This is a genomic window from Nostoc sp. (genome assembly GCF_036917155.1).
Taxonomy (GTDB): domain Bacteria; phylum Cyanobacteriota; class Cyanobacteriia; order Cyanobacteriales; family Nostocaceae; genus Nostoc.
Window position 1 is genome coordinate 39,873 of record NZ_JBALDZ010000025.1, and the last position, 15,738, is coordinate 55,610.

At 42.9% G+C, this 15,738-nt stretch carries 14 protein-coding genes; 10 read left to right on the plus strand and 4 right to left on the minus strand.

What is annotated here, in order from left to right; genetic code table 11:
• The first annotated feature begins 8 nt into the window (after nucleotides 1-8).
• The 6 genes from rpmH (at nucleotide 9) to V7K67_RS04000 (ending at nucleotide 3,780) form a co-directional block, all read left to right on the plus strand.
• The gene (rpmH, locus tag V7K67_RS03975; protein WP_094327629.1) at nucleotides 9-143 is read left to right on the plus strand and encodes a 50S ribosomal protein L34; all 135 of its coding nucleotides are present in this window, start codon (nucleotides 9-11) and stop codon (nucleotides 141-143) included.
• A gap of 25 nt (nucleotides 144-168) precedes the next feature.
• Nucleotides 169-594 (plus strand): ribonuclease P protein component, encoded by a 426-nt coding sequence (rnpA, locus tag V7K67_RS03980; protein ID WP_334707506.1) that lies wholly within the window; start codon nucleotides 169-171, stop codon nucleotides 592-594.
• Nucleotides 581-973 carry a PH domain-containing protein gene (locus V7K67_RS03985; protein ID WP_334707507.1) on the plus strand — a complete coding sequence of 131 codons (393 nt, stop codon included), beginning with the start codon at nucleotides 581-583 and terminating at the stop codon, nucleotides 971-973. Before rnpA ends, V7K67_RS03985 begins: the two co-directional genes overlap by 14 nt.
• Nucleotides 974-1,185: 212 nt before the next feature.
• Complete coding sequence (gene yidC, locus V7K67_RS03990) at nucleotides 1,186-2,337, plus strand: membrane protein insertase YidC (RefSeq protein WP_334707509.1); 1,152 nt, start codon at nucleotides 1,186-1,188, stop codon at nucleotides 2,335-2,337.
• On the plus strand, nucleotides 2,334-2,861 hold the full coding sequence (locus V7K67_RS03995) for a Jag family protein (protein ID WP_334729190.1): 528 nt from the start codon (nucleotides 2,334-2,336) through the stop codon (nucleotides 2,859-2,861). The genes yidC and V7K67_RS03995 overlap by 4 nt, the downstream gene beginning before the upstream one ends.
• A 397-nt stretch (nucleotides 2,862-3,258) precedes the next feature.
• Nucleotides 3,259-3,780: a YceD family protein gene (locus V7K67_RS04000; protein WP_334707510.1), complete on the plus strand. Its 522-nt coding sequence runs from the start codon at nucleotides 3,259-3,261 to the stop codon at nucleotides 3,778-3,780.
• 31 nt (nucleotides 3,781-3,811) lie between these two features.
• Here V7K67_RS04000 and V7K67_RS04005 read toward each other — a convergent pair whose 3' ends face one another.
• The gene (locus tag V7K67_RS04005; RefSeq protein WP_334707511.1) at nucleotides 3,812-5,266 is read right to left on the minus strand and encodes a S8 family serine peptidase; all 1,455 of its coding nucleotides are present in this window, start codon (nucleotides 5,264-5,266) and stop codon (nucleotides 3,812-3,814) included.
• Between the two features lie 613 nt (nucleotides 5,267-5,879).
• On the opposite strand from V7K67_RS04005, the gene V7K67_RS04010 reads away from it, so the two are divergent.
• From V7K67_RS04010 to V7K67_RS04020, 3 genes are all read left to right on the plus strand, one after another.
• A complete protein-coding gene (locus V7K67_RS04010; RefSeq protein WP_334707512.1) occupies nucleotides 5,880-6,002 on the plus strand; it encodes a hypothetical protein in 123 nt (40 codons plus the stop codon).
• Nucleotides 6,003-6,004: 2 nt separating this feature from the next.
• Nucleotides 6,005-7,516 (plus strand): AAA family ATPase, encoded by a 1,512-nt coding sequence (locus V7K67_RS04015; protein WP_334729189.1) that lies wholly within the window; start codon nucleotides 6,005-6,007, stop codon nucleotides 7,514-7,516.
• A 449-nt stretch (nucleotides 7,517-7,965) separates the two neighbouring features.
• Complete coding sequence (locus V7K67_RS04020) at nucleotides 7,966-8,475, plus strand: SH3 domain-containing protein (protein ID WP_334707514.1); 510 nt, start codon at nucleotides 7,966-7,968, stop codon at nucleotides 8,473-8,475.
• A gap of 19 nt (nucleotides 8,476-8,494) precedes the next feature.
• Here the strand turns inward: V7K67_RS04020 and V7K67_RS04025 are convergent, their stop codons facing one another.
• Nucleotides 8,495-10,252, minus strand: a complete 1,758-nt coding sequence (locus V7K67_RS04025; protein WP_335165325.1) for an MHYT domain-containing protein — start codon at nucleotides 10,250-10,252, stop codon at nucleotides 8,495-8,497.
• Between the two features lie 264 nt (nucleotides 10,253-10,516).
• Between V7K67_RS04025 and V7K67_RS04030 the strand changes: the two genes are divergently transcribed.
• Nucleotides 10,517-11,947 (plus strand): peptidoglycan-binding domain-containing protein, encoded by a 1,431-nt coding sequence (locus V7K67_RS04030; protein WP_335165327.1) that lies wholly within the window; start codon nucleotides 10,517-10,519, stop codon nucleotides 11,945-11,947.
• A gap of 43 nt (nucleotides 11,948-11,990) precedes the next feature.
• On the opposite strand, the gene V7K67_RS04035 is transcribed toward V7K67_RS04030, so the two are convergent.
• Entirely contained in the window at nucleotides 11,991-15,017 is a 3,027-nt protein-coding gene (locus V7K67_RS04035; protein ID WP_334729186.1) for an SMC family ATPase, read from the minus strand.
• Nucleotides 15,018-15,454: 437 nt separating this feature from the next.
• Entirely contained in the window at nucleotides 15,455-15,619 is a 165-nt protein-coding gene (locus V7K67_RS04040; protein WP_335165329.1) for a hypothetical protein, read from the minus strand.
• Nucleotides 15,620-15,738: the final 119 nt, after the last annotated feature.

A 15,738-nucleotide genomic window follows, 5' to 3' on the forward strand; every position in this document is an offset into this window, starting at 1 on the left:
AGAAGAGTATGAAAAGAACACTGGGCGGTACTAGCCGTAAGAGAAAAAGAACTTCTGGTTTTCGCGCTAGGATGCGGACACCAGACGGCAGAAACGTGATTAGCGCGAGAAGAAGAAAAGGGCGTCACCGCCTGAGCGTTTAGGGAATATCAAGCTAAAAGAGCATCTGTGGCTTTGCCCAAAGCAAATCGGCTAAAATCCCGAAAGGATTTCCAGGCAGTTTTCCGGGAAGGAATTCGGCGTCATGGCTCTTATTTAACATTAAGAGCCTTAAAGCCCTTATGTTCAACAAAACCTTCTTTGGATACTGTCAATCAGACTACACAAGCAACTGACGAATCGGCACATCTTGCCAGCACGCGGATTGGAATTTCCATAAGCACGAAAGTCAGCAAAAGGGCAGTGGTTCGCAACCGAATCAAGCGGCAAATTACTGCTGCCTTACACAATTTGCTACCAAAATTATCACCAGGATGGCGGCTAGTGGTCATTGTCAAACCCACAGCAGCAGAATCTAAGTGCGTAAGCCCACAATTTCTGCAAGAATTAGAGCAGTTGTTGGCACAAGCTGAGGTGTTCGATGGGAATTCGTGAAGATGTTTATTATGAAGGTGGCCCCCACGTTGGGGATTTAATTATCAACCTGCTGATTGGACTAACTGTTGTTGGCATACCATTAACAGTCGGGGCAATTGTCAGGGCATTGTGGCTGCGTTTTCGCATTACCGATCGCCGAATTACGGTGATTGGAGGTTGGCAAGGGCGCGATCGCACTGACGTAATTTATTCAGAAATTGTCAAAATTGTCAAAGTCCCCCGTGGCCTTGGCTTTTGGGGAGATATGGCCATCACCCTAAAAAATGGCAGTCGTCTCGAATTACGTGCAATTCCCAACTTTCGGGAAGTCTATGACTACATCAACGAAAGAATTGCCGCGAAAAATCCCGAATATATCGCCGCTGCCAACAAGTGATGAGGGAGAGAGGGAGATGAGGGAGATGAGGGAGATGAGGGAGATGAGGGGGATGAGGGAGAAGAATTAATAACCAATGCCCAATGCCCAATGCCCAATGCCCAATTCCCCATTTAAATGTGCGGCTATCCGTAGCGAAAGATAGTCGCCGACAAATGATGATTTAGATAAATTAGATTCAGTTTACAGTACCTCAGGTTGAATTCAGAATAATGGATTTTGGTATCGGCTTTCTCTCGAACAACGTGATGCTGCCAATCATAGATTTTTTCTATGGTATAGTGCCTAGCTACGGATTAGCGATCGTTGCTTTGACCTTGATAGTCCGCTTCGCGCTCTATCCCCTGAGTGCTGGCTCAATTCGCAATATGCGGAAAATGCGAATTGTACAACCTCTGATGCAGAAGCGGATGGCAGAAATCAAAGAGCGCTATAAGGATGAACCGCAAAAGCAACAAGAGGAAATGGTCAATGTTCAAAAAGAATTTGGCAATCCCTTAGCGGGCTGTTTTCCATTACTAGTACAAATGCCAGTTTTGTTAGCGCTGTTTGCCACTTTGCGGGGTTCACCTTTTGCAAGTGCAAGCTACAGCGTTAACCTGCAAATCCTTCCCGCAGAACAAATCGAACAAATTCAACCGCAAGCCTTTGCGACTGCTCCTCAAAATATTTACGTTGCGGATGGAGAACACGTTAAAGTAGCTGCCATCCTTCCCAGCGGAAACAAACTAGCGGTGGGTGAACAAACTAAGATACAGTATCAGACTGTTGAAGGTAAACCATTTCAGGCACTTTTAGCAGAACACCCAGAAAATAAGCTGATTCCTGATTGGAAAATTACCAAAGGTGAAGATAGGATCAAAATTGATGCAGAAGGCAATGTAGAAGCCTTGCAACCGGGAGAAGTTAGCATTCAAGGAACAATTCCCGGACTAGCAGCAGAAAAAGGTTTTCTATTCATTGATGCCTTAGGCAGGGTTGGCGCCCAAGATCCAGATGGCACAATCCACTGGGATATTGTCGCCATGATCGTCTTCTTTGGGATCAGCCTTTATGTTAGCCAAATGCTTTCTGGGCAAAATTCCAGTGGTGGCAATCCGCAGCAGGATACAGTTAACAAAATCACCCCCGTCATCTTTTCAGGGATGTTTTTGTTCTTCCCCCTGCCAGCTGGAGTGCTGATGTATATGGTGATTGGTAATATATTCCAAACCGCACAAACTTATCTTCTCTCCCGCGAGCCTCTACCAGAAGAACTGCAAAAAATCGTGGAAACCCAGGAGAAAGAAGCCGCAGTTACAGAACAAAAGGCACTTCCATTTGAACCAAAAAGTGCCAAGAAAAAGGCTACAGGGGGATCATGAGCAACATTCGGATGCAGCGAGGTCAGCAGTGGTTAAAAACACTGCTGGAACTCACTGGAATACCATCTGAGATTCAGGGTCATTTAGAAACTGCCCAATCTCAAGATGGTGATTCCCCAGAACCAGATAACTACTGGTTGACAATTGACCAAACTAATTTAACCTCAGAACAAATCCAGGTATTAATTGGTGCTGATGGTTCTGTGCTAGATGCGATTCAGTATCTAGCAAATTCGGTTCTAAACCTCAGTCAACCCCCAGAGGAACAAGCCTCTTACACTATTGAGTTGAATGGCTACCGCGTCAAAAGAGAAGCCGAAATTCGCGCATTAGCAGAAGCAGCAGCCGATGAAGTGCGCTTTTCTGGTAGAGAAGTGGAAATCAAATCCCTTAGTTCTGCTGAACGCCGCCAAGTCCATACCTTCTTGAAGGAATTTGGAGATTTGGAAACCTTCAGTCGCGGTAAAGAACCCCATCGTCATCTGGTTGTCCGTCCAGCTTCCTTGGAAGAAGTTAGGAGTTAGGAGTTAGGAGTTAGGAGTTAGGAGTTATGAGTTAGGAGTTAGGAGTTAGGAGTTAGGAGTTAGGAGTTAGCAGTTAGCAGTTAGCAGTTAGCAGTTAGCAGTTAGCAGTTAGCAGTTAGGAGTTAGGAGTTAGGAGTTAGGAGTTAGGAGTTAGGAGTTAGGAGTTAGCAGTTAGCAGTTAGCAGTTAGCAGTTAGCAGTTAGCAGTTAGCAGTTAGCAGTTAGCAGTTAGCAGTTAGCAGTTAGCAGTTAGCAGTTATGAGTTTGGAGTTAATTGAAAACTCATAACTATATAATTTCAGAATTTCTCTTGTTCTTAAGAGATAAAATAAAGATGTATTGTCAGCAATTATACTGACAATAAAGATAAATTTTAGTGAGGATATCTCACAAATCCTATGGACGCAATTTATATTCCGCAGCTAACTCAAGCCCCGGAGCGGACAGAGGAAGTTCAGGTTAATGAATTTCTGCCTGGTCTGGAAACCTTGACGCCAGTTCGCGGCCACGTGCGCGTGCAGCATCATGGCAATTACTTGGAAGTGTCCAGTCAGGCAGAAGCAATTATTACTTGTACCTGCAACCGATGTTTGCAGCAATACAATCGACGTTTAGGGCTTGATACGAAAGAAATCATCTGGTTAGACGAAACTGCAAATCAGTCAAATGACTTGCCCTTAGAAAGAGAAGTTGTTATGGAAGATTTGCTGGAAAGTTTACCGCCCGATGGTTATTTTTATCCCAACGAGTGGCTGTATGAGCAGATGTGCTTAGCAGTACCACAACGACAACTGTGTGATCGCAATTGTCCAGGTATTCCTGTAAGTAGTACAGTTGAGAGTTCTAATAGTCCTGAAACTCCAGTTGATCACCGTTGGGCTTCTCTAGAAGCACTGAAAAAGCAACTTCCGGGACAGTAATTCGGTAATTCCATCAGACTGAAGTCTGGGGCTACACTAACTTAGCCTGCCTACGCAGGCTAGTTGTTTTATACTGTTCCAGTAGGTTAATGTTTTCAGCATCAGTATTATCATTACTACTGCTATCGTCAAAAGTCTTCTGGTCGTTGCTCAAAGATTGTGACTGAATATCTGAGTTAATTAAAATATTGTTGCTTCCAATTATCGGGCTAGTAACCATACTGTTGATTATAGACATAACCTCTGAGCTAGAAATTTCAATCATCTTCTCGGCTACAAGTTGACTACTGAAGCTAGTGCTGGCAATCATGCTGTTGAGCGTAGGGCTGGCAATATTTTCTGAGGTTGCAGTTTGTGTACTATGCTGTGCTGTCTGTGTGACAATCTGACGGACTTCACCATCAGTCAAGTTTTGGTTAGCACTCAGCATGAGAGCGACGACACCAGCAACGAAAGGTGTTGCCATAGATGTACCACTATAAGTCGCATATTGATTACCTGGAATTGTAGAGGAAATATTCACACCAGGTGCAGTAACGTAGGCAAGTGGATCAGATCCAGCACGATTAGAGAAGTCAGCTATGTTGTTATTTTGATCTACCGCCCCTACTGTTAGTCCCCAGTTTTTGGCATAACTTGCTGGATAATCGGGGGTGTTGGCACTATCATTACCAGCTGCCATGACAACAACAACATTTTTGCTACTGGCATATTGAATAGCTGACTCTAGAGCAGTATTAGGATAAGCACCACCCAGACTGAGGTTAATTACATTAGCTCCATGATTCACGGCATAGTAAATACCTTCTGTGATGGTAGTGTCGGTGCCAGCACCAGAGTTATCCAAAACTTTGACTGGCATAATCTTGGCATCATAAGCAACACCAGTGATGCCAGAACCGTTGTTTTCTCCAGCAATGATGCCAGAAACATGAGTGCCATGACCAATTGTGGATGTGTCTAGGACATTATTATTGTTGTCCACAAAGTTCCATCCGTGAACATCATTAGCATACCCTTGTGCCGCATCATTATTGGGGTTTGTCCAGATATTATTTTTCAACTGTGTATCATTATAATCTACCCCAGTATCCAGAACGGCAACGACAACACCCTTACCTGTATATCCCTTTGCCCAAGCTTCTGGAGCTTTTACCAGGTTATCTCCCCAATTATTGGCACCAAGATTAGGAACGTCAGAAAAGGTATTTTGACCAGCAGCTTGAGCCACAGCTGAGGCGGCATCAATTAAGCCATAGCCGGAGATGGGGTTATATGTTCCACTAGTGCTAAGAGAAGTCGAAGTAAACTGCTGATTCTGATTAATGTCCGTCTCTAAATAACTTGTCCCTTGGTTAAAACTACTATAACTATTGAAGTTCAAGTCGTAGTTATTGTTGAGGTTTAAGTAATTATATGAAGGGAGAGAATTAATGTTTAGACCGCTATTAGACAAGGAATTATTACTCATGTAGTCCATAGACATCAGTATTCCCCCTTAGGAATTGCAGTTTTATTTTGGCAATATAAGCAAACTGTCAAAACCTTAGTTACTTTCAGGTTTTAAAGATTGTTATCATTAATTAAATAATTAATACTTTTCTGAATAGCAATTTGATATATATTTGACAAATAAACTTAAGAAAACTGGAAATATTTGAGCAGAACTTCCAAGTTCTAGTAACTCTGTTACATCCTAAAAATTAAGGATGGCGAGGCAAATCTGACATCGTGTATAAATCAAATCCGAGACTTTATAATCGGTGGGCTAGTGTAAGAGGTTTCTTGAACTTCGCCCAACCAATTTGCCTAGCTTGGAGGATGTTTGAAAAGTTTTGGACGAATATAATTCGCTACTACACAAACTCTCGTCCGCCTGCGCGGACTAACCAAAAACTAGGTCTTTCAAACCCACGGAGGTGGGTTTCGTCTGTATAGCCGCGATTTCTAATCGCCGGGGCTAGTACAACACGGCGTAAATAAACCAACCATTTAAAATAGCCAGAAAGCTTACAAAATAAGCATTATTTCTTTTTACTTTTGCCTTCTTGTACTAGTATTAATTTAGACTTTTCAAACAACCTCTCAGACTCAAAAAATTGGCTGAAGTCAAAACCAGCGATCGCACTGGCAACCGCTATGAGCTGGTAGATGTTGGTTTTTTAGTTGTGAGAGGCGATACAAACCTGAACAATGAGAGAAGAACTAATAACCACAGCTAAATATGAACTTCCGTGAAGAGTTTAAACTGTTGTTACGTGCCCGCTATCCCTTGATTTATATTCCCACTTATGAAGAGGAGCGAGTAGAAGCAGCAATTCGGGAAGAAGCAACCAACCAGGGTAATCGCCCAGTGTATACTTGGGATTTTGTCGATGGCTACCAGGGAAACCCCAATGATGTTGGGTTTGGGCGACGTAACCCGTTGCAAGCTTTAGAATTTATCGAAAAATTACCAGCTTCCGCACCTGCGGTATTGATTCTCCGAGATTATCATCGCTTTTTAGATGATGTAGCGATCGCTCGCAAACTCCGCAACCTCGCCCGACTGCTGAAGTCGCAACCAAAAAATATTGTCCTACTATCACCACGCATCGCCATTCCTGACGACTTAACGGAAGTGCTGACAGTCGTTGAGTTCCCCTTACCCGCCGCCCCAGAAATTAAAACTGAGGTGGAACGCTTACTGCAAAGTACTGGTAACTCCCTTTCTGGGAAAGTTCTAGATGACTTAGTACGCTCTTGTCAAGGACTTTCGATGGAACGGATTCGCCGGGTTTTGGCAAAAGCGATCGCCACCCACGGAGAATTGCAACCAGAAGACGTGGATCTGGTTTTGGAAGAAAAGCGCCAAACTATCCGCCAAACCCAAATCCTGGATTTCTACCCTGCCACTGAGCAAATATCTGATATTGGCGGACTGGATAACTTGAAAGACTGGCTGATTCGTCGGGGAGGCTCATTTACAGATAAAGCGCGACAGTACGGATTACCACACCCCCGTGGTTTAATGTTGGTGGGTATTCAGGGAACTGGTAAATCGTTAACAGCAAAAGCGATCGCTCATCACTGGCATTTACCCTTACTACGTCTGGATGTGGGCAGATTATTTGGTGGTTTGGTGGGTGAATCAGAATCTCGGACTCGGCAAATGATCCAAGTAGCTGAAGCCCTCGCTCCCTGTATATTGTGGATTGATGAAATAGATAAAGCCTTTGCGGGACTTGGTAGCAAAGGGGATGCCGGAACAGCCAGCCGTGTGTTTGGTACTTTTATTAACTGGTTAGCCGAAAAAAGCTCACCTGTGTTTGTCGTTGCCACCGCCAACGACATCCAAGCCTTACCGCCAGAAATGCTCCGTAAGGGGCGATTTGATGAAATTTTCTTTGTGGGTTTGCCCACTCAAGAAGAGAGAAAAGCAATTTACGATGTTCATTTATCCCGATTGCGTCCCCATAACTTGAAAAGTTATGACATCGACAGGCTAGCTTATGAAACGCCTGATTTTTCTGGGGCAGAGATTGAGCAAACTTTAATTGAAGCGATGCATATTGGATTTAGCCAAAACCGCGACTTTGCTAACGACGATATTTTAGAAGCAGCCAGTCAGATCATACCCTTGGCGCGAACTGCTGTAGAGCAAATTCAGCAACTCCAAGAATGGGCGGCGGCTGGGAGAGCGCGTTTAGCATCGAAACACAGTCCTTTAAGCGAACGCCTCCGGCGGACTACGTGATGGAGAAAAAATGTAGAGACGTAGCACTGCTACGTCTCTACAAGAGTTCTGGATAACGCATATTTAAATTTGGTCGATGTCTATTCAGCAGTAGCTACAATAATCAGTTAGTCAAAAGCCAATACAGTTCAGTTAAGCTTCTCTTCCTTCTCTTCCTTTGCGTCCAACTCTTACGAGACGCTGCGCGAATGCGTCCTTTGCGGTAGCCTGCGGCAAGCCGCTCCGCGTCTACGTTAAAAAAAGGATTTTAGCCTTAACTTAACAGTATTGAGTCAAAAGCCCATAGCCAATAGTTAATGATGAATTATTATGGACTATTGATTCTTATCGGCTGGGTTACTTGCTGTAACCCTTGAGAGCCAGTTTAACGCCACTCCTCTCAATGGGAGGAAAATACGCAGATGACTGGCTCGCCTTTATCCTTGACTCTTGATAATCAGGTTTTAATTATGTTGTCTGGCTTCACAAAGTTTATACTGGGGTTTTTCTTAGCGATCGCTGTGTTAGTCGGTGGCGGTGTTGCAGTTGCACTCTACTTCATGAATCGCACCGGCATAGCCCCTGCCAAACCCATTTTTTCCAACGATAGTCCCTCGGTGAAAGCTCAAGCTCCAAAAGCAACTGAGCCTAGAGGAGGTAAACCTACCCTTAAACCTGAAACTCAGGCTCAATCGTCTCCAAGTCCAACCCCTACTCCCACAGAATCACCAAAGGCTACTCCATCACCAAAACCATTGCCATCAGGAGCTTACCGAGGGCGTGTGAGTTGGGCCGAAGGCTTGAGTTTGCGATCGCAACCAAATCAAGAAGCTGAACGTATTGGTGGGGTTGGTTTTAATCAAAAAATTATTATTTTGGAAGAAAGCAGCGACAAATCCTGGCAAAAGATCCGTTTGGAAGGTAGCGAACAAGAAGGTTGGGTAAAAGCAGGTAATACTGAAAAAGTTGATGGACGATAGCCGAAAAAATCAGAAATGCCTACTTATTAATAGCTTCATCTGGAACTACTTGAGATTGCTTTCCTAGAAAAGAGGAAGTATGTATCAATACATCAATTGGAAGCTCAATTTGAAAAGTAGTTCCTTGCCCCTTAGCAGAAATACAGGTTAGCTTACCACCATGTGTTTGAACAACAATCTGATGGCTAATTGATAACCCCAATCCAGTTCTTTGTTCAACTGGTTTAGTTGTAAAAAATGGATCGTAGATTTTATTTTGCATGTCTTCACTAATGCCAAAACCATTGTCGAAAATTTGAATGTTGACCCAACCGACTTGATGAACAGATGTTCTAATGCGAATTAAAGGTGTAAAACTGGACTCTATTTTTAAGTTAATCAGTTTTTCTTCTAAGACATCAATGGCATTTGACAATATATTGAAAAATACTTGGTTTAACTGTCCGGGATAACAATTAACTAGGGGTAAATCACCATATTCTTTAATTATAATAATTTCTGGTCGATTGTTAGGCGCATAACTAATCCGGTTCTGAAGAATCAGCAGTGTCGAATTAAGCCCTTCGTGGATATCCACAGCTTTCAATTGTGCCTCGTCTAGACGAGAGAAGTTACGCAGGGATTCCACAATATTTTTAATCCACTTGGCTCCAGTTTGGATTGATTCGATTAGTTTAGGTAAATCTTCTAGCAAAAATGGTAAATCAATGGACTCTACTTTTTCTTGAACTGCAAGCACTGGATCGGGATAATGTTGCTGATAGATATTGATTAATTCTAAGAGTTCCCGCAGATAAATTTCCGTATGAAATAGGTTTCCATAAATGAAGTTGGCAGGATTGTTAATCTCATGAGCAACTCCCCCTACTATTTGTCCCAAAGACGACATCTTTTCTGCTTGAAGAAATTGTAATTGAGCTTTCTGAAGTGCCAACATAGCTACAGAACGAGATTCAGCTAGAGCAGCTAGCGCTTCTTGCTTTTCTAAGGCTTGTTTGAGACGTTCTTCATTTTCTTTAAGATCAGCTGTTTTGACTAATTGAACATTCAATTTTTTGTTGAAAAAAGATGTGAGCAGCGTCCATCCTAGAAGAAGTAATGTAAATAAGCCGATCATCGCAGCGATCCAATAGGTTGTAGCACTATCAAATGCTGAAAACTTGACCGATTCGACGACTGAAAAATGGGTAGCCATCATGCCTGTATAGTGCATTGAGGGAATGGCAGCACCCATAAGAATTGCACTACCAATCCTCAAAAAGTTTCCTGTGACTGTACTATTAGCTCTGAGGTTAAATCCCACCCAGAGGGCAACCAGGGAAATGAGAATGGCGATCGCAATGGAGAGTGCAACTATACTCAAGTCATAAGACATTTTCGCTGGTAAACGAATAGCAGCCATACCGATGTAGTGCATTGCACTAATCCCTGCGCCCATCAGCAGGCTACCACTCAACAACTGCAAAATACCAAATTCTGGTTGGCTAACTAGGTACAAGGCTAATCCACAGGCAAAAATTGCAGGTAGCACCGAAATCAAAACTGTTAACCAGTCATAGTCAATAGCAATCGGTAGACTGAACGCCAGCATAGCAATAAAGTGCATTGCCCAAATGCCGATTCCCATTGCGATCGCTCCCCCTAGTAGCCATCGCCATCTTTCCTGCGATTTAGCGTCTGTGACTCTGATCGCTAAATCAAGTGTGGTGTAAGCCGTAAGCATGGCAATGGCAATGGAAAATAAGACTAAGCGAATATTGTAGATACCGTGGAGCATTAGGTTGAATATCATCCCCAAATCAATAGAAGACTAGATCCACTATTTATCTGCGTTGTTCATGCTCAAAACCCAAATGGGTATAGCAAAAATTTTGTCAGGCAAATAGAAAACCAGCCTTGCTTTACATCAGTTATTATTCCCTTTACAGAAGTTTGTGTATCATAGTGAACTGGGGATTATATTGTAAAGAATCATACTAAAAACAAGCATAATACAGAGAACGTGGTATAGTCTTGTTTAGCCATGACTTGAAAAAAGCAAGTGAAAACAGGGTTAGATAGCTATTTAACTGAGATCGCCTTGGAATATGAGGCATCTGAAAGCGTCAAGGTTGTTCCTACCGTAGCTAATTTCAAATTTTTGAATTGGAAAAAGTTATCTAGCAGTGCGGCGATACGTCTTTTATCTGTGGCACTGATTACGGGGCTTCTGAGTATTGCTGGGCAAGCTTTAGCACTTCAGAAAATAGGAAGTAATGGGCCTGAAGTTGGCAGCAGCCAGAGGTGTTTAAAAAAATTAGGCTACTTTAACGGGCCGGTGAGTGGCAAGTTTGCTAGCTTGACTCAAAATGCTGTGATCAAATTCCAGCAAGCCAATAGAATAACTGCTGATGGAGTTGTGGGTATTAGTACTCAACGAGCCTTGCAACGAGCATGTCAGAGTAGAACTTCTAATAGCACATTGCTTAGGCGAAGCCCAATCCAGGCATCGCCAGTTGGTCAATATCCTACTCTCTCTCAAGGCAAAACTGGTGCAGCGGTAACAAGGTTGCAACAGCGTCTACGGCAGTTAGGCTACTTTAATGCTAATCCCACCGGGAATTTTGGACGAATTACTAAAGATGCTGTAATTGCATTCCAGCGGAATTATCGCATATCTGCTAGCGGGATTGTCAATCGACAAACTTGGAACGCCTTAGCGGGTTCCTCTCCGACTCTAGCTAAATCGAGTCTCTCTACTCAACAAGTGAGAGAACTCCAAGTGCATTTGCGGCAGCTAGGTTATTTAAATGCTAATGCCACTGGGAATGTTGGCCCAATGACTAGAGAAGCTGTAATTGCATTCCAGCGAAATAACCGTCTACCTGTTGATGGCATCGCCAATGCCCAAGTGTTAGACTCAGTACGTAGAGCCTCCACAGGTGGTACTCAACAATCGGGCAGAGATTATCTAACTTTAGGCGATCAGGGAGAGAATGTCAGATTAGTTCAAGAGCGTTTGGGGCAATTGGGTTTCTCTAATACTAACCCTGATGGACTTTTCAACGATTACACCAGACAATCTGTGATTGCATTCCAGCAATCTTCTCGAATTAATTCGACTGGAAATGTAGATTGGCAAACTTGGGAAGCGTTGGGGTTAAATGGTTCAACTGGCGGCAATTATACTCAAAATAATGATTATGTATTAGCTGAAACTAATCGCTATGCATTACCTCCTGCGAATGAATATGTAGTGCCTGTTACCAATGGCAACACATTAGTAGCTAATAATCCTTACAGAGTAATAATTCCAATTTCCAATAATGATACTCTAAGTAAAGTGCAGCAATATATACCCAATGCTATAGCAGAGCAATCCAATCTAGGGGATTATGTGAATGCTGGAGCATTTAGCGATCGCACCCAAGCAGAAACGCTAACGAAAAAGCTCCGCTCATTAGGTATTGATGCACGGGTAAAATTCAATTGAATTAGGGATTGGGGACTGGGGACTGGGGACTGGGAAGATTTGATTAAATTGACAAACTCAACTGCGAACCTTCCTGAGTTTTATTCACTTCAATCCTGGCTTGGAAAGCTTCTTTGAGGTGGGGCATGTGAGTTACAGTGAGGATGCAGGCAAAATCTGAGGAGATGGCATTAATTGCCGCAATCAAGCGATCGCATCCTTCGGCATCCTGTGTACCAAAACCCTCATCCACAATCAATAATTGCAACGCCGCCCCCGCCCGTTGCGCTAATAATTTCGCTAAAGCCAAACGGATGGCAAAGTTAATTCTAAACGCTTCGCCACCAGAGTAAGTTTCATAAGCTCGTGTTCCTCTAGAATCGGCGATTAAAATATCTAAGGTATCTATCAACTTGGCATTTTTCTTAGTTGATTTAGCACTGCGTCCGGCTTTTTGAGTAATAAATTGTACATGAAACTGATTCCCACTCAGCCGCGAAAGTAGTTGATTTGTCTCAGCTTCCAGTTGCGGTAACACATTCTCAATCATCAGTGCTTGGATACCATTTTTACCAAAAGCTTGCGCTAATTCCTGATAAACACGATATTCCTGCTTGCAAGATTGTAATTGCTGCTGCTGTTGTTCATATTGAATTTGCAGCGTTTCTAGTTGATGCGCCAGCTGTTCCAAACGCCCCAACTTGGCTATTTGTTCATCGAGTTGCCGTCTGCGGATTGCTAACTGCTGCTCTAAAGCTTGAATTTGGGCAGATGGATTAGCTGTTGCTTGTAGTTGCTGAATAATGCTTTCAATTTGGCCGCCGAGTTTTTGCCGCTCGGTTAATCTGGCGCTTCTAGACTCCCCTAACTCTTGCAATCTCGTCTGGAGTTGCGGATACTGCTGCTGGGCTGATAGCAGTTGTTGATACCGCAAATGCCAAGATTGAGCTTTCTTTGCAGCTATACGCAAATTGTTGTGTTGCTCAGAACTGTAGCCAATTTCGGTAATGTGACGCTCAAGAGCCGCGATTTGTTTAGCACATTCAGAATCAATCTGATCTTGCTGGATTCTGGCTTGTAATTGAGCAATACTAGCTTGTAGTTCTGGTTTTCGGGCTAATAGTTGCGCTTGTCGCTTAGTAGCATCTTTAATTTGCCCTTGTTTAATTTCTGCCCAGCGCCACCGCTCAACTTCACTCCGCGCCAGGGCATGGTCTTGTTCATTATAATTAGCTTGTTGCAGATATTGGTCTAGCTGTCGGAGTTCGGCTTGTTTATCGGGAGCGTAATCACCAGCTTGGAGCGATCGCTCTAAATGCTGTTTTTCAGCAGCAATTTGTTGTAACTGTTGTTGCACATCAGTTGTCGCTTCTAACTGGGCTGCCAACTGTCCCCGTTGTTCGCGTAAACCATCATAGCCTGCCAATTGTTGGGATATATCGCGATATTCCTGCCTAAGTACCTGAATTTCTCGGTCAGACACAGCCATTTGTTCTCGCACTACCCAAAACTGCCCTTGAGTATCCTCTAACTCACTTTGGGTTTTTTCTACTACTCGACTCCAGTGATGTTCGTCTAAAGGACGCTCACATAATGGACAAAGTGCTTCAGGATTTTGGAGCATTTGCAATTTCTGCTCTAATTCTCCCAGAAGTTTTTCATAATCCCGTTGATGAGCTTGCAGACGTTCGATAAAGTGCCGCCTTTCTTGCCCTTTTTCTTGGACTCGTTGCAGATAAACCCGCTTTTTCTCCAGTTCCTCAATCTGAATTGCTACATCCATCACCGCTTGTTGTAGTTGTGGTTGGCGGCGGTGCTGGCGTTGCAATTGGTTTTCAGTACTTTGGAGTTGTTCGAGTCGCGCTACTAAACCAGCATGAGTGCGATCGAGTTGGCTTTGTAAAGTTGCTCGTTGTTGCAACAAGGGAGTCACTTGCATTTGCAGTTGATCTAAACGAGCAACATGGTGACGGGCTGCGGACAGTTGTGACAAAGCGGCTTCTACTTCACCCGACTTGGTGAGAGTTTGCTGAATGTCTCGCTCTTGTTGCTGCAAAGCTTCTAGCTGCGCTTGGGCTTGTTGCAGTTGTCGTTCGATTTCGTGAATTTGTTTGGTAAGCTGTTGTTGCTTTTGTTGGCGATTCTGTTGGGCGCGGGTGTATTCTTCAAATTTGACAGCAAAACCTTCTTCTTGAGATTGTAGACTTTGATATTGGGCATATCCAGCTTTAATCTCAGCTTCTTGGTGTAATATTTTTTCTAAATCTGATAACTGAGAGCCAATAGCTGATTGCTCTTGTTGGAGGCGATCGCAATCTTGGGTAAGATTTTGGTATTGCTGTTTTACAAAATTGAGTTGTTGTTCCCAATTTTGGCGCTGGTGCTGGACAACTTGCAAACTTTGTAATTGAATATTATCAAATGCTTGCACCTGTTGCAGTTGGTTGAGTTCGGCTTCTAACTCTACTCTTTGCGCTTGGGTAATCTCGCGTTGTTGCAACTGAACTTTTATCGACTCCAAAGAACGCTCTAACTCTACTGCCCTTGCTTTAAATTGACGAGAAGATTCTTTAGCCCGTTCTTCTAAATCATCATACTGATTGAGTTTCAACAACTCCGCTAAAATTTCTTTGCGTTCTGTGGGACGCTTGAGCATGAATTCATCTGCACGGCCTTGACGTAAGTAGGCAGAATTAATAAATGTATCGTAATCAAGCTTGATGTGTTCTAAAATCAAATCTTGGGTTGCTCTTACCCCTTTGCCAGTGAGTGAGCGAAACCCAGATGGTATTTCTATTTGAAATTCCAGGACACTAGTACCTCCCCGAATTCGGGTACGAATCACCCGATATTTTTGCTGGTTACTTTGGAAAGTAAAATCAACCCGAACTTCTTTCGCACCAGAATAGATGACATCATCTTCAGCAGTGGCGCGGCTTTCACCCCAAATTGCCCAAGTGATTGCTTCTAAAAGAGAAGATTTACCCGCACCATTGGAACCACAAATACAAGCCGTATGCAAACCGCCAAAATCTAAAGTTGCATCACGGTAACTGAGGAAGTTTTTGAGGATAAGTTGTACTGGGATCATTCAGGCTATAGCGCCACATCTACTTTTAATAATTAACAGTACAGATGCACTGTTTGTTAGTTTAGCTATCTGGATATCAGGTTTCTAGTCTTGAAGACATCAAATTTACAAAAATTTACAATATGATGAGTGAATTTTTCTTGTTGCATGAAAAAGTTTTACTGTCTTCGGAGAAAAATGAAACTCTCCAGGAGGCTTTTGTTATTTCTTTCTGTTGACTGAGAGAGAAGAAAATATGAAAAGAAGAGTTGCTCTAAGAGCTATAGGAGATGATTTTTGCTTGAATTCCCCAAATTTCTTTAGTTTCCAGAAGCAGGCTAGCCGGGAATTTTCTTAGCTGAATCGCTTTTTGTGGATAATAACAAATCAAAACCCGGCAGCGTGGGTTTTGATTTGTTCGTCAATACATGATTCTAGTTTGGTTAGTTGTGATCGTTTTACCTTGTCCGAGGTACTGACAATCCAATATATATTCCAACCGTAAATTTTGTTAATTCGAGAAATAGAGGGCGGCTACTGATATCAATTATTGCTATGGTCAGAGAAACAGTTACTAAAATAACAGTCACAGCAGCCAGTACTTCATCTCTTGTTGGTAACATTATAGATTCCCCAAATAGTTTGAATCGTGATAAGTCAGTGGGCGCTAAAAAATACAACTAGATTAAGAAATGTAACCTGCTTAAAAGCTTATATTCAAAGCGTTTTTGGCACTTTGCAT